The organism is Streptomyces sp. cf386, from assembly GCF_900103585.1.
Classification (GTDB): Bacteria; Actinomycetota; Actinomycetes; order Streptomycetales; family Streptomycetaceae; genus Streptomyces.
On sequence record NZ_FNHV01000001.1, the window covers coordinates 765,542 to 782,431 of the forward strand.

The 16,890-nt window shown below is 73.0% G+C and carries 13 protein-coding genes; 6 read left to right on the forward strand and 7 right to left on the reverse strand.

The window, feature by feature from the left end:
- From BLU79_RS03435 to BLU79_RS03445, 3 genes are all read left to right on the forward strand, one after another.
- A complete protein-coding gene (locus BLU79_RS03435) occupies positions 1–1,422 on the forward strand; it encodes an SWIM zinc finger family protein (RefSeq protein ID WP_093904048.1) in 1,422 nt (473 codons plus the stop codon).
- On the forward strand, positions 1,419–4,067 hold the full coding sequence (locus BLU79_RS03440; RefSeq protein WP_093904049.1) for a DUF7824 domain-containing protein: 2,649 nt from the start codon (positions 1,419–1,421) through the stop codon (positions 4,065–4,067). The genes BLU79_RS03435 and BLU79_RS03440 overlap by 4 nt, the downstream gene beginning before the upstream one ends.
- 118 nt (positions 4,068–4,185) lie before the next feature.
- Positions 4,186–5,619, forward strand: a complete 1,434-nt coding sequence (locus tag BLU79_RS03445; protein ID WP_093904050.1) for a GNAT family N-acetyltransferase — start codon at positions 4,186–4,188, stop codon at positions 5,617–5,619.
- A gap of 50 nt (positions 5,620–5,669) precedes the next feature.
- On the opposite strand, the gene BLU79_RS03450 is transcribed toward BLU79_RS03445, so the two are convergent.
- Positions 5,670–6,938, reverse strand: coding sequence for a trans-sulfuration enzyme family protein (locus BLU79_RS03450; RefSeq protein ID WP_371131797.1), 1,269 nt, complete (start codon positions 6,936–6,938; stop codon positions 5,670–5,672).
- 42 nt (positions 6,939–6,980) lie between these two features.
- Here BLU79_RS03450 and BLU79_RS03455 point away from each other — a divergent pair, with 42 nt between their 5' ends.
- A complete protein-coding gene (locus BLU79_RS03455; protein WP_093904051.1) occupies positions 6,981–7,487 on the forward strand; it encodes an Lrp/AsnC family transcriptional regulator in 507 nt (168 codons plus the stop codon).
- Positions 7,488–7,551: 64 nt separating this feature from the next.
- The gene (locus tag BLU79_RS03460) at positions 7,552–9,240 is read left to right on the forward strand and encodes a DUF885 domain-containing protein (protein ID WP_093904052.1); all 1,689 of its coding nucleotides are present in this window, start codon (positions 7,552–7,554) and stop codon (positions 9,238–9,240) included.
- A 39-nt stretch (positions 9,241–9,279) separates the two neighbouring features.
- Here BLU79_RS03460 and BLU79_RS03465 read toward each other — a convergent pair whose 3' ends face one another.
- From BLU79_RS03465 to BLU79_RS03475, 3 genes are all read right to left on the reverse strand, one after another.
- A complete protein-coding gene (locus BLU79_RS03465; protein WP_093904053.1) occupies positions 9,280–10,113 on the reverse strand; it encodes an SDR family oxidoreductase in 834 nt (277 codons plus the stop codon).
- 131 nt (positions 10,114–10,244) lie between these two features.
- A complete protein-coding gene (locus BLU79_RS03470) occupies positions 10,245–10,760 on the reverse strand; it encodes an immunity 21 family protein (protein WP_093904054.1) in 516 nt (171 codons plus the stop codon).
- Positions 10,761–10,817: 57 nt separating this feature from the next.
- Positions 10,818–11,303 carry a rhodanese-like domain-containing protein gene (locus tag BLU79_RS03475; protein ID WP_093904055.1) on the reverse strand — a complete coding sequence of 162 codons (486 nt, stop codon included), beginning with the start codon at positions 11,301–11,303 and terminating at the stop codon, positions 10,818–10,820.
- A 94-nt stretch (positions 11,304–11,397) separates the two neighbouring features.
- Here BLU79_RS03475 and BLU79_RS03480 point away from each other — a divergent pair, with 94 nt between their 5' ends.
- On the forward strand, positions 11,398–11,844 hold the full coding sequence (locus tag BLU79_RS03480) for an Lrp/AsnC family transcriptional regulator (RefSeq protein ID WP_093904056.1): 447 nt from the start codon (positions 11,398–11,400) through the stop codon (positions 11,842–11,844).
- Between the two features lie 7 nt (positions 11,845–11,851).
- Here the strand turns inward: BLU79_RS03480 and BLU79_RS03485 are convergent, their stop codons facing one another.
- The 3 genes from BLU79_RS03485 to BLU79_RS03495 form a co-directional block, all read right to left on the reverse strand.
- Positions 11,852–14,935, reverse strand: a complete 3,084-nt coding sequence (locus BLU79_RS03485) for an AAA family ATPase (protein ID WP_093904057.1) — start codon at positions 14,933–14,935, stop codon at positions 11,852–11,854.
- Positions 14,932–16,095, reverse strand: a complete 1,164-nt coding sequence (locus BLU79_RS03490) for an exonuclease SbcCD subunit D (RefSeq protein WP_093904058.1) — start codon at positions 16,093–16,095, stop codon at positions 14,932–14,934. The genes BLU79_RS03485 and BLU79_RS03490 overlap by 4 nt, the downstream gene beginning before the upstream one ends.
- 152 nt (positions 16,096–16,247) lie before the next feature.
- On the reverse strand, positions 16,248–16,874 hold the full coding sequence (locus tag BLU79_RS03495; RefSeq protein ID WP_093904059.1) for a YigZ family protein: 627 nt from the start codon (positions 16,872–16,874) through the stop codon (positions 16,248–16,250).
- Between the last annotated feature and the right edge of the window lie 16 nt (positions 16,875–16,890).

The window sequence follows — 16,890 nt, forward strand, 5'->3', positions numbered from 1 at the left end:
ATGACGCGATCTCTACAGGCCGTGGCCTATTGCCGACCCTCCGTGCTGGAGTCCGCAGCGGACGGACAGCGCCTGGGGCTGGAGACCTCACGGGGTGCGACGCCGTCGGGCGTGGAGGACCACCCGCGCTTCTTCGCGGGCTTCCTGACATCGCCTCAGGTGGCCTCCGCCGGGCTGCTCGCGGTGGCCGACGTGGCGGCGGCTCGCTACTACCAGCGGCAGCTGCGCGCCTCCCTCGACCCGGTGGTCACGGGCAACGGCGACCGCCTGCGGTTCGAGTCCTTCTCCGGCTGCGGCGGGGTGTACGCCCGCCTGGACGTGCTGGAGTCCGGCCTCGACGGCGGCGAGGTGGGTCACGGCACGACGAACGTCGACGTCAACAACCCCCTGCGCGAGGCTCTGTCCAGGATCGGAGCGGACGATCCGCTCCATCTGCGGGTGGGCCCGGAGGAGTTGGCCGTGACCACGCTGGACGGACCGGTCGTGGAGAAGAAGGTGCCGCTCACGGACCGCTGGCTGCGGGGCTTCGCGGAGGCGCAGGTGATAGCGGCCGGCTTCGATCTGCGGGCCGAGCTGCCGGCTGCCGAGGCGGTTCGGTTCCTGCGGGCTCTGCCGCGCGGCGGCGGGCGCGGTGCCTCGGCCGGTCCGCGATGGGTGGTGCCCTCTTCGGCCGGGACGGGCGGCGGGCTGCGCCCGACGACGCGCGCGGTGCCCGGCGCGGTGTGCCTGCCCGGCCCGGAGCGGCTGATCGCGCTGCAGCGGGTGCTGAGGTATGCCACGGCCCTTCGGGTGTACGGCCCCGCGGTCACCGGCGGTGCGGCCGCCACAGCGAGCGCCTGGGAGGCGGTGCTGCCGGGCATGCGACTGACGCTCACGCTGTCGCCGGACGCCTCGCGCGGCTTCTCCGGCGAGGGAGGCGTCCTCTACGCGCTCGCGACCGATGACGCCGTCGAGGATGCCGAGTTGATCGCGGTGCTCCTCGCGTGGGAGCCCCGCATCGACGTCGCCGACCTGGCCGGAGCCTCGGGCCTCACCCCCGAGCGCGTCCGGGCGGCCCTGGTCCGCCTGGGCACGTCGGGGCGGGTCGGGTTCGACACGGCGGAGGCGGCCTACTTCCACCGGGAGCTGCCGTACGACGCCGAGCGCGTGGAGCGCCACAACCCGCGGTTGCGCTCGGCCCGGGCGCTGGTGGCGGCGGGCGCGGTCGTGCTGGACGGCTGCATGGGGACGGTGACGGCCGAGGACGGCCATGTGCACCGGGTGCGGGACGAGGCGGGGGTGCTCAGTTGCAGTTGTCTGTGGTGGGCGAAGTACCGGGGTGGGCGCGGGCCGTGCAAGCACGCGCTGGCGGTGCGAATGGTGCGGCGGGGCATCGCCGCGGCGGAGCGGGACATGGCACGGGTCGGCGGGGGTGCGCGATGACTTCACTGATGGACGCGGTACGGGCGGGGCGGACGGCCGAGGCGGTGAGCCTGCTGGACGGGATGACGGACGCCGAACGGCGGGCGTTCTTCCCTGAGTTGCGGGCACTGCGCAAGGAGCTGAGGGCGGATCAGTGGACCTCGCAGTCCCGCCGCGCCTATCCCACCCTGCATGCGGCGGGCGCCGCGTGCCAGACCGGCGCGGCCGGGGTGGCGAGTTGGCTGGTCGCTGCCGACATGCGCTGGTGGCCCGCATCACCGGGAGTGCTGATCGACGTCCTGGGCGACCGGGCTCCCGGCTGGCTCGCCGATGTGGCGCACCGGATCGCCGAGCGGCCGGTCAGCGCGCGGGTGCCCTATGAGCTGATGGCGGGCCTGGTGCGGCTCTCCGGCTGCCCGGTGCCGACGACGGAGGCTTATGTGCACGGGTGGGTGGAGCACATCGGTCACGTCTGGCAGCGCGGCGACACGGTCCTGGACCGGCTGCGCAAGGACCCGCATCTCGCCCAGCTCACGGCGGCGCTCTTCGAGACGAACGACATCGGCAGCCGTCTGGCCTGGTCCGCCGCCGAGGGTCCGAACAGCTGGACCGACGCACTCGCCCACCTGACCGCCGAGGGCGTCCTGGACCGGAAGGCGACGGTCGGCGCATGCCTGGCCCGGCTGCTGCGGGGCGGCCCGGCGGCCGACCATCGGGTGTTCCTGCGCATGCTGCAGGCGTTCGCCCTCACCCGGGACGAGCAGCGGGAGCACACGGCCGACTGGCTGGCACTCGCCTCCGATGCCCCGTCCGTCGTGGCCGGGCACGCCCAGTCGGTGCTCGCGTCACTCGCCCTGGACGGTGAACTGACCACACGCCAGCTGGTCGAGATGTCGGGGGCCGTCCTCTTCCGCACCGAGAAGAAGCTCGTGCGCGCTCAGTTGGTCCTGCTGGGCAAGGTGCTCACCGGTGAGCCGTCCGCCGCCGAGGAGTTGCTGCCCGCCGCGGCGCAGGCGTTCGGGCACGGGGACTCGGACGTTCAGGAGCGGGCGCTCAAGCTGGTGGAACGGCACCTGAGTAAGGTCCGGAGCGCTCAGGCACGGGACGAACTCGCGTCGGCCGCCGAGCAGTTGATCCCCGTCCTGCGCGCGCGTGCGGTCCGTAGCCTCGGGGCGGCCCCGGCGACTCCTGAGCAGCTGACGTACGAGGAGGTCCTGCCGCCCGCACCCGAGCCGGTCCGCCTGGCGCCCGCCCCGGATTCGGTGGCCGAGCTCACCGAAGAGGTGGGGGCGTTGCTGGCGTCCGAGGCGGACGTGGCGACGTTCGAGCGCACGCTGGACGGGTTGGTGCGCCATGCCCATCGGGACAAGGACGCGCTGGTGGAGGCACTCGCCCCGGTGGTCGCACGCCGCTGGTGGGCCGACACCGAGTCCTCGCAGATCCGGCTGAAGGACCACTTCGCCTACTTCACCAACCAGCCGCAGCGCCTGGAACTCCTCCTCGCGACCTTGCTCGACCAGGTGCCCACCGCCACTCTCCACAGGGCCATCGAGCACGGGCCGTCGGGGTCCGAGTGCGTACACAGCGCCTTGACCCGTGCCTTCAACGCCCGGATCCAGGAGGTGGCGTACCGGATCCGTACGGAACCGCTGCCGTTCCTGCTGTCCACGCCCACCTGGAGCACCGGTCTGCTGGAGCCGGACGAGCTCGTCACCCGCCTCGACGAGTACCGGCACCTCGGCGCCCGAGTCTGCGCGGCCGACTTCGCGCAGGCACTGCTGCGGGTGCGCCGCGAGGACCGTACGGCGGCCGAGGCGGCTGCGGTCCGGGCAGCCGCCCTCGGCACCCCGGAAGGGGCACACCTCGCGAAGTGGCTTACCGCGGACGGTCCGGCCCTGCCTGCCGCGAGGCGGCGGACCGCCGGTCCGCGCATCCTGCTGGAGTGCGCTGAACTCCTGGAGCTGCAGGAGGACTTCCCGCGGGAATTCCGGCCCCTCGGACGTCCGGTGGGCGTCTACGGTGAGCGCCGGTACTGCTACCACTGGGACGACGAGATACGCCCGCACTGGCTCGCCATCCTTCCCGAGCGGCGTGAACTCGTCGCGGTCAGGCTGCTGCACGACCTGTCCACGGTCGCCGTGGACGACGTCCGGGGTGCCGCCGCGACACTGCCGCTCCTCGCCGAATCCGAGGGCGAGGCCGGCGAAGCCGTACACCTCTGCGTGGCGTACGGGCTCGGTGCGCGGCATCCGGAGGACCGGCTCGCCGCCGTGGACGCCCTGCTGGTACTGGCGGCGCGCGGGCAGCTGGACGCGGCCAGGCTGGGCACGGATCTCGGGCAGTTGGTGCGGCGCGGCGCCGTGAAGCCGTCACGGCTCGTGGAGTCGGCGCGGACGGCGGCGGCCACGGGGGCGAATGCCACCGTCTGGGAGATGCTCCGGCACACCCTGCCCGTTCTGCTCGCCGACCTCGCGACCGGTGGGGCGGCGGCACCTGCGCGGGGACTGGCGGATCTGCTGACCGTCGCCGCGGAGTGCGCCGAGCGGACGGGTGCGCGCGAGGAACTGCCGCACCTGGCACGGACGGCGGACCGCCGCGGCTCGTCCCGGCTCGTGGCCCAGGCGCGGCGACTGCGCAGTGCACTGGCGGAGGAGGTGGCGGCCTGACTGGGGCCACCTGACGGGAAGGATCGCAAACCAGACATAGTGGCTCTTTACCGCCCGGTCACAAAGCGTTCGTGATCACGCAACACCCTTCCTTCACAGTGGCTGCATGAGTCGAGACATGTCTGATGTGACACGCGCGAAGCACGGCCGTCCTGTACACCACTGGCGCCGCGACGTCATCGAGCTCGCCGCGCTCTTCACGGCGGTGGCGGTGGCCGACGCCGTGGCGAACCTGGTCGGGCACGGGCCCGACGGACCGACGCTGCTGCTGGTCTCGGCGGCCGTGCTGGTCGCCACGGCGGGGTTCCACACATGGTGGGCACGCCGCCACGGTCACGCGCCGCCGACGGGCGATACCGGTGCCCGGCCGCGCTCCCTGGAGCAGGCCGGGCCGTCGGACCAGTCGCGGGACGCGGCCGCGACGGTGTCCGAGGAGAGTGCGCTGTGGCGGATGCGGACGACGGTGAAGGACGAACCGGGGTCACTGGCCGCGCTGTGCGCAGCACTTGCCGAGCTGCGGGTGGACATCCTGAGCCTGCAGACCCATCCGCTGGCCGAGGGCACGGTGGACGAGTTCCTGCTGCGGGCGCCCGGCGGGCTCCCGGCGGCCGAGATCACCCGAGCGGTCTCGGTGGCCGGCGGTGCCGGCACCTGGATCGAGCGGGCCGACGCCCATGACCTGGTGGACGCGCCGACCCGGGTGCTCGGCCTGGCCACCCGTACCGCCCTGGACGCGGCGGAACTGCCGCTGGCCCTGCGGCAGTTGCTGGGGCGGTGCACCATCCGGTCGCTGCCCGCCGTACCGGCCGGGGGCGGTCGGGGGCCGGAGCCGGTGCCGATGGAAGGGGCTCTGGAGGACACCGTGATGCGGCTGCGGGCGCCGGAAGGTGGAGTGATCACTGTGGAGCGGCCGTATCTGCCGTTCACGCCGACCGAGTTCGCGCGGGCGCGGGCGCTGGTGGAGCTGGACGCCCGGCTCGGCCCTCGCGTGCCGCGCAGCCAGGACGTGCTGACGCTGCCCGAGGGCAACGACATCACCGTGCGCCGGGCGGACACCGGTGACCTGGCGGCCGCGAAGGACATGCACGAGCGGTGCTCCTCGCGGACGCTCGGGATGCGGTATCACGGGCCGGTCGGCGATGCGGACCGCTACCTCAAGCACCTGCTCAGCCCTCGCTTCGGCCGCACGCTCGCCGTGCAGACGGCGTCGGGGCGCGTCGTCGCCCTCGGCCACCTGCTGTGGGACGGTGACGAGACGGAGGTCGCGCTGCTGATCGAGGACGCGTGGCAGCGGCGGGGTATCGGCAGCGAGTTGCTCCGCAGGTTGGTGGGGATGGCGGTCGAGGCGGGCTGCGAGAGCGTGTACGCCGTGACGCAGTCGTCCAACACCGGGATGGTTGCCGCGATGCGGGCTTTGGGGCTCCCCCTCGACTATCAGATCGAGGAGGGGACCCTGGTCATCACGGCGCGGCTGGCTCCGCCGGTTGAACCGGGGGGCGCCGTGGGGGTTGCGGAGCAGCTGTCTGGTGCGGGTGAGCTGGGGAAGGCCTGAGCGCCGTAGGGGCTACTGAGCGCCGTAGGGGCTACTGAGCGCCGTAGGGGCTACTGAGCGCCGGCGACTGCGGGTGCGTTGTGGCTGGTCGCGCAGTTCCCCGCGCCCCTGGAGGGGCGCTGCCGCGCCCCCAAGGCCTGATCCAGATCGGCCCACAGATCGTCCACGTCCTCCAGACCCACCGACATCCTCAGCAACCGGTCGCTCACCCCGGCGTCCCGTCGGTCACCCTCGTCCACGATGCGGTGGCTGATGGACGCCGGGTGCTGGATGAGGGTGTCGACGCTGCCGAGGCTGACGGCGGGGGTGATGAGGCGGACGTCGGCGATGACCTCGTGCGGGTCGCCGTGGACCTCGAAGGCGATCATCGCGCCGCCGATGCGCGGGTAGTGGACGCGGGCGACGCGCGGGTCGGCGGCCAGGCGGCGGACGAGTTCGGCGGCTGTCGCGGAGGCGGCGCGGACCCGCACCGGGAGGGTGGACAGGCCGCGCAGCAGCAGGTATCCGGCGAGAGGGTGCAGGACGCCGCCTGTGGCGAAACGTATCTGCCGCAGCCGTCCGGCGAACTCCTCGTCGCAGGCCACCACGCCCGCCATCACGTCCCCGTGCCCGCCGAGGTACTTGGTCGCGCTGTGCAGCACCAGCCGTGCGCCCTGTTCGGCGGGGCGCTGGAGCACCGGCGTGGCGAAGGTGTTGTCCGCGAGCAGCGGGACGGAACCGCAGGCATGGGCCACCGCCCGCAGGTCCACCTCGGCGAGCGTGGGGTTGGCCGGGGACTCGACCATCACCAGACCGGTGTCGGGACGCAGGGCCTCCGCGATGCCGGCCGGATCGGTCCAGGTCACCTCCGAACCCAGCAGCCCGGCGGTCAGCAGGTGGTCGCTGCACCCGTACAGGGGGCGTACGGCGACGACGTGGCGCAGGCCCCTCGAGGCCCGTACCAGGAGAACCGCGCTCAGCGCGGCCATCCCGCTGGCGAAGGCGACCGCCGCCTCGGTGCCCTCCAGACGGGCCAGGGCCGTCTCGAAGCGGGCGACGGTCGGGTTGCCGAGGCGCCCGTACACGGGCGGGCCGTCCGGCTCCGCGCCGGTCGTGGCGAACGCGTCGATCCGGGCGGCCTCGCCTCGGCTGTCGTAGGAGGGATAGGTGGTGGACAGGTCTATCGGCGGGGCGTGCAGTCCCTGCCGGGCCAGGTCGTCGCGGCCGGCGTGCACGGCCTCGGTGGCGAGTGCTCTGGATGCGGTGCGTGCGTCGTCGTACCTGGGCATGCCGTCGTATGCCTCCATGCTCGCGATGTCCATGGGCGGAAGAGTGAACATCGGCCGGGGTCCGGCGGGCGCGGACCGTGTTACGTTCGGCCAATGGCCGAATCTGTCGTACTGGATCCGGTCGATCTGCATCTGCTGCGGCTCCTGCAGAACGACGCCCGGGCCACCTACCGCGACCTCGCCGCGCAGGTCGGGGTCGCGCCGTCGACGTGTCTGGACCGGGTGACCCGGCTGCGCCGCTCCGGCGTGATCCTCGGTCATCAGCTCCGGCTGGATCCGGCCAAACTGGGCCGAGGGCTTCAGGCGCTGCTGTCCGTGCAGGTCAGGCCGCATCGGCGGGAGCTGGTGGGGCCGTTCGTGGAGCGGATCCGGGCGTTGCCGGAGTCACTGACCGTCTTCCATCTCACCGGGCCGGACGACTATCTCGTGCATGTCGCGGTCGCGGACATGACGGATCTGCAGCGGCTGGTGCTGGACGAGTTCACCGCCCACCGCGAAGTGGCCCGGGTGGAGACGCGGTTGATCTTCCAGCAGTGGGACTGCGGGCCGCTGCTGCCACCCGACGCGTCGGGACACACGCCCTCAGCGAAATCGGGCTGACTTGGGACAAGGGCCGGCCAAACCGGGCTGACGCGGCAGCGGTCGCCGTATGAGGATGGATCGCATGTCTGAGACCAAGACCCCGCTGCCCCGCGAGATCGCCGACGCGTATGTCGACGAGCTCATCGCCCTCGACCCGGTCACCGGTACGTATCTCGGCGTGAAGGAGAGTTCGGGCAGGCTCCCCGACCTCTCACCCGCGGGCCAGGAGGCGCTCGCGCAGCTCCAGCGGGCCACGCTCGCACGGCTCGACGAGGCCGAACGCCTGCCCGGCGCGGACAGTGACATCGAGCGCCGGTGCGCGCGCCTGCTGCGCGAACGGCTGACCGCGGAGCTGGCCGTGCACGAGGCCGACGAGGGCCTGCGCACGGTCGGCAACATTGCCACGCCCGCGCACTCGGTGCGCGAGATCTTCACCGTCACGCCGAGCCAGACCGACGAGGACTGGGCCGCGATCGCCGAGCGGCTGCGCGCGGTGCCGGCCGCGTATGCGGGCTACCGCGAGGGGCTCACGCTGGGTCTGGAGCGCAAGCTGTACGCGGCACCGCGCCCGACCGCCACCTTCATCGAGCAGCTCACCGAGTGGGTGGACACCGGTGAGGGTCGTGGCTGGTTCGAGGACTTCGCCTCGGCCGGCCCGGAGGCGCTGCGGGCGGAGCTGGACGAGGCCGCCCGCACGGCGACGGCCGCCGTGGTGGAGCTGCGGGACTGGCTGCGCGACGTGTACACGCCTGCGATCGAGGGCGCGCCGAACACGGTGGGCCGCGAGCGCTACGCCCGCTGGGCGCGCTACTTCAACGGCACGGACCTCGACCTCGACGAGGCGTACGCGTACGGCTGGTCCGAGTACCACCGGCTGCTCGGCGAGATGAAGAAGGAGGCCGAGAAGATCCTTCCCGGCGCCGCGACCCCGTGGGTGGCGCTTGCGCACCTCGACGAGCACGGCAAGCACATCGAGGGCGTCGACGAGGTCCGTGAGTGGCTCCAGGGCCTGATGGACGAGGCGATCGAGAAGCTGGACGGCACGCACTTCGAACTCGCCGAGCCGGTACGGCAGGTGGAGTCGCGCATCGCGCCTCCCGGCGGTGCGGCGGCGCCGTACTACACGCCCCCGTCGGAGGACTTCTCGCGGCCGGGCCGCACCTGGCTGCCGACGATGGGCCAGAACCGTTTCCCGGTCTACGACCTGGTCTCGACCTGGTACCACGAGGGCGTGCCGGGCCATCACCTCCAGCTCGCGCAGTGGACGTACGTCGCCGGGAACCTCTCCCGCTACCAGGCCACCATCGGCGGGGTCAGCGCCAACGCCGAGGGCTGGGCGCTGTACGCGGAGCGGCTCATGGACGAGCTCGGCTTCCTGACGGACCCGGAGCACCGGCTCGGCTACCTCGACGCGCAGATGATGCGGGCGGCCCGGGTCATCGTCGACATCGGCATGCACCTGGAGCTGGAGATCCCGGCCGACTCCCCGTTCCACCCGGGTGAGCGCTGGACTCCGGAGCTGGCCCAGGAGTTCTTCGGCGCGCACAGCAGCCGCCCGGCGGACTTCGTGGAGAGCGAGCTGACCCGCTATCTGACGATCCCGGGCCAGGCCATCGGCTACAAGCTCGGCGAGCGGGCGTGGCTGCTGGGCCGCGAGAAGGCGAGCGAGCGGCACGGCGACGCCTTCGACCTCAAGGCCTGGCACATGGCGGCCCTGTCGCAGGGTTCGCTGGGCCTGGACGACCTGGTCGACGAGCTGGCCCGGCTCTGACGCGGCAGGGTCGTCGAGCAGACAGCCGAACGCCTCACCTCAACGCCGGAATCCTCCCTCGGAGTTGATGACCTCACCGGTGATCCAGCCCGCCTCGTCCGTCGCCAGCCACGCGATGAGGCGGGCCGGGTCGTCGGGCATGCCCCACCGTCCGGCGGGGAAGCGGGCCGCCACGGCCTCGTACGACTCGCCGGTCAGGTAGTCCGTGTCCACGGGGCCGGGGTTGACGGTGTTCACCGTGATCCCCTGCTCGGCGAGCGTCGTCGACAGGGAGCGGGTGATCGAGGCGAGGGCGCCCTTCTGGAGGGCGTAGGCGATCTCGCCGGGCATGCCGCCCGCGATGTCCTGGCCGGAGGTCATCATCACCACGCGGCCGCCGGGGCCGGCCGGCCTCAGCCGGGCATGCGCCTGGACGAGCAGCAGGACCGAGCGGGTGTCGACCGCCCAGTGCGTGTCGAGCATGGTGGCGTCGATCTCATCGAGGCTGCCGTCGGAGCCGCTGACCGCGTGGTTGGCGATCAGGATGTCGAGCCGTCCGCCCAGTGCCTCGGCGGCCGTGGCGATCAGCTCGGCGGGTGCGTCCGGGTCGGAGAGGTCACCGGGCCCCGCGAGGACCTGGGCATCAGGGTCGCCGAGCGCCTCACGCACGGAGGCGACGACGTCCTCGGGGCGGTCGGCTCCCCAGGGCATGGCGGCGTCGTGCGGCACATGGTGGTGCAGATAGACGCTCGCCCCGTACGCCGCCAGCCGCCGGGCCACGGCATGACCGATCCCGGCGCGTCTGCTGGCCCCGGTGACCAGGGCGGTGCGCCCGCGCAGGGGCAGGGGGTCGCGGAGCAGGTCTTCGGGGGCGGGGTGCGGGAGACGCGGCATGGGAGTTCATGATGGGGAACGGCCGGGTCCAGCGCACCAGGATATTCGCCAAGACCCCGGTTGTTCACCAGGGCTCCCGGTTGTTCACCAGGGCCTTCGGTTGTTCGCGAAGGCCCTCACGCTCCGAACGGTCAGTGCGGCAGCCGTCGCAGCTGGACGAGTCCCAGCCAGGTCTCCGGCCCGGGCTGTACCTGGGCGGCGCGGACCGCGTACGCCCCGGGCTCCAGGTCCACCCGCAGATGCTCGGTCCGTTCCGTCTCCCCTCCCGGCCAGGCCGAGTCGAAGAGGACCACCGTGCCCGGCACCTTCCAGTGCACCTCGTGCCCCCAGTCCGCCGTGGCGAGGGCGGCCGGAACCCGCGCCAGCAGGTCCTCCTCGGAGTCGGCCGCGCACCACCGGACGAAAATGCCGTGGTCGGGAAGGTACGAGGTGGACGCGGGCTCGTCACCGAACACCAGCGCCGCGCTGTCCCCCACCGGCAGGAGTCCGACGAACCCGTCGACCTCGCAGGCCCGGTCGTAGTCGGACGCCGTCTCGTCGCCGTCGGCGCCCGCCCAGAACGGCAGCACCGTCTCCGGCACCGCTATCAGCGGGCCGCCTCCCGACTCCACCCACTCCACCGCGCCCGGTTCCGCGTATCGCACCATGGCAGCAGAACCTACACGCACCGGGACCTCGCCAAGTCACCGTGGTCAACTCCAGCCTCAGCACCCGCAGTTGTCACCCGACACCGGCGCGGTCAGCGGGTCGACGGGGATGTTCTTGCGGCGCTGCCAGGTCTCGTACTCGAATCCCTCGCGGGCCCAGTACTCGAAGCCGCCGAGCATCTCCTTGACCTGGTAGCCGAGTTCGGCGAGGGCGAGCGCGGCACGGGTCGCGCCGTTGCAGCCGGGGCCCCAGCAGTAGGTCACGACGGGCACGGACTTGTCGAGGAGCTGCTCGGCCTGCTCGGGGATGAGGACGGTGGGGAGATGGACCGCGCCCGGGATGTGGCCCTGGTCCCAGGATTCGGTGGAGCGGGAGTCCACGACGACGAACGCGGGGTCACCGCCGGAGGCGAGGGCGGCGGCGACGTCGGAGACGTCCGCGTGGAAGGCGAGACTCGCCCTGAAGTAGGCGGCGGCCTCGGCCGGGGCGGCGGGGGCGACGCGGAGAACGGGGTTGGCGGCGGTCGCCGCAGTAGTCGTCATGCCCAGAAATCTACGGCCGGTGATCGACTCCCTGAAGGGGAGATCCCCGGCCCTCCTCTTGATCTGCCGGGCATTTGCCTGCTATTCCTCGCCCATGACCGCGTTTTCCCCGGACGCCACCGACTGGCGCATCCTCGACGTCCTCCAGCGCGAGGGCCGCGCCAGCTTCGCCGAGCTGGCGCGTGCCGTCTCCATGTCCGCGAGCGCGGTCACGGAGCGGGTGCGGCGGCTGGAGGAGGCGGGCGTCATCCAGGGGTACGCGGCGGTCGTCGACCCCGAGCGGCTGGGGCTGCCGATCCTGGCCTTCGTGCGTCTGCGGTACCCCAACGGCAACTACAAGCCCTTCCACGATCTCGTCGCCGCCACGCCCGAGATCCTGGAGGCCCATCACGTCACCGGTGACGACTGCTTCGTCATCAAGGTCACGGCCCGCTCGATGCAGCACCTGGAGGAGGTGTCCGGCAAGATCGGCGCGCTGGGCTCGGTGACGACGAGTGTCGTCTACTCCTCGCCGCTGCCCCGCCGACCGCTGGGCAACTGAACCGAGGTCACCCGACGCCGCGCTGCCGCAGCACCGACCCCGATCTCCCCTTCACGACCTCCAACTGCGCGTGGATCCGCCGCCGCAGATCGGCGACATGGCTGACGATCCCCACGCTGCGGTCGCGCTCACGCAGTGAGTCCAGGACGTCGAGTACCTCGTCGAGGGTCTGGTCGTCGAGGCTGCCGAAGCCCTCGTCGATGAAGAGGGTGTCGAGCCGGACTCCGCCCGCCTCGTCGGTGACCACGTCCGCGAGCCCGAGGGCGAGGGCGAGGGAGGCGAAGAAGGTCTCACCGCCGGACAGCGTCGCCGTGTCCCGCTCCCGCCCGGTCCAGGCATCGACCACGTGCAGCCCGAGCCCGCTGCGGCCACGACCGGCCCGGTCGTCGGAGTGGACCAGGGTGTAGCGGCCGGACGACATGCGCTGCAGCCGTACGGTCGCGGCGGCGGCGACCTGTTCGAGGCGGGCCGCGAGCACGTACGACTCCAGGCGCATCCGGCGTTCGTTGTCCGCCGAGGTGCCCGCGGTGAGCGCGGCGAGGCGGGCCACCCGGTCGTACTCCTCGCGCAGCGGGGCGAGTTGGCGTACGGCGGTGGCCGCTCGGGCGGACAGGCGGTCGAGTTCGGTACAGCTCCGGGCGGCCGCGTCGCGCGCGGAAGCGGCTGCGCGGGCCCGCTGGGCGGCGGCGGAAGCGGTGCGCTCCGCGGACACCACGTCGGCGGGCGGCTGCTGGGCGGCGGCCGAGGTGTCGGCCTCGGCGAGGACGGCGCGTACGGCGGCCTCCTCGGACTGCCAGGAGTCCAGGCGTCGTTGCAGCTCGCGGTGGGCGGTGTCGTCCAGGAGGGCGGCAGCCGCGGCCTGCGGGGTGTCGAAGCCCGCGCGGAAGGCCGCGTCGGCCAGGCGGGCGTCGGCATCTTTGAGTCGCTGGGCGGTGTCCTCGGCGGCGCGCGCGGTGTCGGCGGCCTCGGTGAGCAGCGCGACCTGCCGCTCCAGCTGCGCGGCCCGCGCGGCCACGCTGTCGGCGGCGCCGCGCGCCTGGGCCAACTCCGCTTCCAGGGCCGCCTTCTCCCGGTCCAGCCGCTCACGGTGGCCGACCCGGGCGGCGGCCCGGACCGCCGCCTGCTGGTGGGCGGCTGTGCGCTGCTCGTGTTCCGCCTCGGCCCGACGCAGCTCCTCGTGCGCGGAGTGCAGCGCGGAGGCGTCTTTGCGGGCCTGCGTGTACAGCTGCTCCAACTGATCTACCGCCTCGGCGAGTTGACGCGTCGGCAGGTCGCCGGCCTCGGCGGTGGCGGCGGCCAGGGCTTCCCTTACGACGCCCAGGCGCCGTTCACTCTCGGCCTGCCGTCCCTCTGCCTGCTGGTACGCGGCGAGCGCCCGCTCCTCCGCCTCCCGGTCGATGTGTCCGGCGTCCTTGCGGGCGGGGGCGGGATGCTCGGTGGCACCGCAGACGGCACAAGGGGCGCCGTCCTGGAGCTGCGCGGCGAGTTCCGCCGCGATGCCGTTCAGGCGCTGTTCCTTGATGTCCAGCCACCCCGCCTTGGCCGCGAGTGCCTGCTCCTGGGCGCGAGCGGCCTGTTCGGCGGCCGTGTCCGTGTCGCCCGCCAGTTGGTCACGCATCCGGGCCGCGGCGAGCCGCTGCCGCGCGGGCTCGCGCTGCACGGCCACTTGGTCGGCGCGGTGCGCGGCCTCCTGCGCGGACTCGATCCGGGTCTGCAGCCCGGCGCGGGTCGCCGCCCACCCGGCGAGCCATGCCTCGGCATCCAGACGGACCTCGTCGTCCGCCCGCTCCTGGCGATCCAACTGCGCCCGCTCCGCCATGAGTTCGGTCAACTGCCGCTCGCCCCGACGGGCCGACTCGAGCCCGCCCAGCTCCTCGGCGAACCGCCGTGCGGCGGCCGAGAGCCCGGCGGCACCGGAGTCGGCGAAGGTGTGCGAGGCCTGCCCGTCCTCCGGAGCGCCGCCGGACCCGAAACCGGCGCCGCGGTCCGGCCCCTCTCCCGGGCCTCCCCCACCGAAGGCGTCCCGCAGCAACGCACGCGCGCGTGCCTGCGCCATGGCCGCCTGCCGGTGCTCGGCCTCGGCGGCCTCCCGCAGCTCCAGTGCAGGTGCCACCGCCTCGGCCTTGCGGGCCCGCTCCATGCGCGCCTGCGCCTCACGGTGGGCGTCGGCCCGCCCCGCCAGCAGCCGGGCCCGCCCCTGCGCCTCGGCGAACCGCCGCTGCAACCGGGCCACTTCGTGTACGTCCGCCAGGGCACGGTCGGCCGCGGCCTGGGCCGACTCGGCGGCCAGGAGGCGGCAGTGGGCGACGGTCAGCTGTTCGCGGGCGGTGCTGCGGGCGACGGCGGCGGCACCCAGGATGGCCTCGGCCAGGCCGGGCTCGCCCGGGGCGAGGTCGGGCAACGGCATGGCGTCTCCCGCCGCCTGTTGCATCCGGTGCGCGTCGGCCAGCAGCGCGGCGTCGCCGTCCCGCACCTGGGCCTCGGCGGCCCGGCGACGCTCGGCGAGGCGCTTCTCGACCTCGGCGAAGCGGTGGGTGTCGAAGAGGCGGCCCAGCAGCTTGCCGCGGGCCTCGGCGTCGGCGCGCAGGAAGCGGGCGAAGTCGCCCTGGGGCAACAGCACGACCTGGCAGAACTGCTCGCGGCTCATGCCGAGCAGCTGGGTGATCTCCTCGCCGATCTCCTGGTGCGAGCGGCTGAGGTCCTTCCAGGTCCCGGCCTGAGTGGCGTACTCGCGCAGCCAGCTCTGCGCCTTGTCGAGCGTCGTACCCGAACCGCGCTTCTTGGGGCGCTCCCAGGGTGGCTGCCGGGTGACCTCCAACCGGCGCCCGGCGACGGTCAGTTCGAGGCGGACCTCCGTGCGTGTGCCGGACACGGCGTGGTCGCTGCGCAGCGTCATGCCCTGGCCGCTCTGCCGGGCGCCCGGAACGGAGCCGTAGAGCGCGTAGCAGACGGCGTCCAGGACGGAGGTCTTGCCGGCACCGGTGGGGCCGTGCAGCAGGAAGAGCCCGGCGGTCGACAGCGCGTCGAAGTCGACGGTCTGGGAGCCGCCGAACGGACCGAACGCCGTCACATCGAGGCGATGGAGCCTCACCGCGCCACCTCCCGCACGGCCTCGTCGGCCCGCACCGCGTCGAACGCGTCCCGCAGCACGCCCTGTTCACGCATGTCGGGCCCGGCCCCCCGCACATGCGCCACGAAGTCCTCCGCGATCTCCTGGTCGCTCCGGCCGGCGAGCCGCTGCGCATAGGACACCTCGGGATCGTCCGGCGCCCGCTCGGGGTCGAAGACGAGGCTGAGGGTGTGCGGGAAGCGTTCGGCGAGGCGGGCCATGGGGTCCGCCGGGCGCACCGCGTCCGTGAGCGTCGCCTCGACCCACGCCTCCTCGTGCCGCGCGAGTGCGGGGTCGGCGAGCAACTCCTCCAGAGTCCCCCGGATCCGGGCCAGCGCGCGCGGCACCGGGCAGTCGACGCGCTCGGCGGTGACCGCACCCTCGGCGTCCAGGTCGACGAGCCACATGCTCTTGCGGTGGTCGGCCTCCGAGAAGGAGTACGGCAGGGGCGAGCCGGAGTAGCGGACGCGCTCGGTGATGGTCTGGCAGCCGTGCAGATGCCCCAGGGCCGCGTAGTCGACGTCGTCGAAGACCCCGGCGGGCACCGCGGCCACCCCGCCGACGGTGATGTCCCGCTCGCTGTCGCTGGCCTCGCCCCCGGTGACGAAGGCGTGCGCGAGGACGACCGACCGGGTGCCACGCGCGCGTGTGGCGAGGTCGGCACGCACCCGGTCCATGGCGGCGGCGAGCACGGCCTCGTGTCCGGGCTTCTCCACGCCGAACTCGTCCTTCACCAGGGCGGGTTCGAGATAGGGCAGCCCATAGAAGGCCACGTCACCGAAGTCGTCCCGGAGCACGACCGGCGTGCCGCACGCGGACGGCTCGGTACGCAGATGGATGCCCGCGCGGCCGATCAGCCCCGCACCCACGCCGAGCCGGCGTGCCGAGTCGTGGTTGCCCGAGATCATCACCGTCGGCACACCAAGATCGGCGAGCCGGTGCAGGGCGTCGTCGAACACCTCGACCGCGGCGAGCGGCGGCACCGCCCGGTCGTACACGTCTCCCGACACGACCACCGCGTCCACGCCGCGCTCACGCACGGTCGCGACGAGGTGACCGATGAACTCGGCCTGGGCGCCGAGCATGCCGACCCGGTGGAACGCCCGGCCGAGATGCCAGTCGGAAGTGTGCAGGAGCCTCATGATCCCCGAGACTAACGGGCGGGTCTGACAGCACGGGTGGTTACTCCCGTATCGCCCCGTCATGGCAGGCCCGCCATATGCGCGTTACGGACATTTCAGTCGCCGACATCTCATCAGTTGCCGACATCTCACCCGAGCAGCAGCTCAGCTCGTCACGCGTCCCCGTACGCCTCTCCCCCGAGCTCGAACCCCGCCGTCCCCGCCGTCACGTCCGCGAGCCACCCCCGGAACGCCGCCACCTCGGCCTCCGGCAGACCGATCTCGATGGTGACCACCTCCGCGTACCGCACGTCGCGCACCTCGCGGCCGGTCGACCGCAGGTCGTTCTGCACCTTGCCGGCGCGCTGGTGGTCGACGGTGACCGTGGCCAGCCGGAAGCGGCGGCGGGTGAGCGTGCCGAGCGTGTCCAGGGCCTCGCCCACGGCTCCGCCGTACGCCCGGATGAGCCCGCCCGCGCCGAGCTTCACGCCGCCGTAGTAGCGGGTGACGACGGCGACGACGTAGCGCATGTCACGGCGCAGCAGCATCTGGAGCATGGGGACGCCTGCCGTGCCGCCCGGTTCGCCGTCGTCACTGGCCTTCTGGATCGCGGCGTCGGCGCCGATGACGTAGGCCCAGCAGTTGTGGGTGGCGTCCGCGTGCTCCTTGCGGACGGCGGCAAGGAACTCCTGGGCCTCCTGCTCGGTGGCGGCCGGGGCGAGCGCACAGATGAAGCGTGAGCGGTTGACCTCGGTCTCGTGCACGCCCGCGTGGGCGACTGTGCGGTACTCGTCCTGCATCGGGCCAGCCTATGCG

Bases quoted from the DNA above. Each gene is read 5' to 3' on its own strand.
- BLU79_RS03435 (WP_093904048.1), top strand. From the start codon at position 1: ATGACGCGATCTCTACAGGCCGTGGCCTATTGCCGACCCTCCGTGCTG.
- BLU79_RS03440 (WP_093904049.1), top strand. From the start codon at position 1,419: ATGACTTCACTGATGGACGCGGTACGGGCGGGGCGGACGGCCGAGGCG.
- BLU79_RS03445 (WP_093904050.1), top strand. From the start codon at position 4,186: ATGTCTGATGTGACACGCGCGAAGCACGGCCGTCCTGTACACCACTGG.
- BLU79_RS03450 (WP_371131797.1), bottom strand. From the start codon at position 6,938: ATGTTCACTCTTCCGCCCATGGACATCGCGAGCATGGAGGCATACGAC.
- BLU79_RS03455 (WP_093904051.1), top strand. From the start codon at position 6,981: ATGGCCGAATCTGTCGTACTGGATCCGGTCGATCTGCATCTGCTGCGG.
- BLU79_RS03460 (WP_093904052.1), top strand. From the start codon at position 7,552: ATGTCTGAGACCAAGACCCCGCTGCCCCGCGAGATCGCCGACGCGTAT.
- BLU79_RS03465 (WP_093904053.1), bottom strand. From the start codon at position 10,113: ATGCCGCGTCTCCCGCACCCCGCCCCCGAAGACCTGCTCCGCGACCCC.
- BLU79_RS03470 (WP_093904054.1), bottom strand. From the start codon at position 10,760: ATGGTGCGATACGCGGAACCGGGCGCGGTGGAGTGGGTGGAGTCGGGA.
- BLU79_RS03475 (WP_093904055.1), bottom strand. From the start codon at position 11,303: ATGACGACTACTGCGGCGACCGCCGCCAACCCCGTTCTCCGCGTCGCC.
- BLU79_RS03480 (WP_093904056.1), top strand. From the start codon at position 11,398: ATGACCGCGTTTTCCCCGGACGCCACCGACTGGCGCATCCTCGACGTC.
- BLU79_RS03490 (WP_093904058.1), bottom strand. From the start codon at position 16,095: ATGAGGCTCCTGCACACTTCCGACTGGCATCTCGGCCGGGCGTTCCAC.
- BLU79_RS03495 (WP_093904059.1), bottom strand. From the start codon at position 16,874: ATGCAGGACGAGTACCGCACAGTCGCCCACGCGGGCGTGCACGAGACC.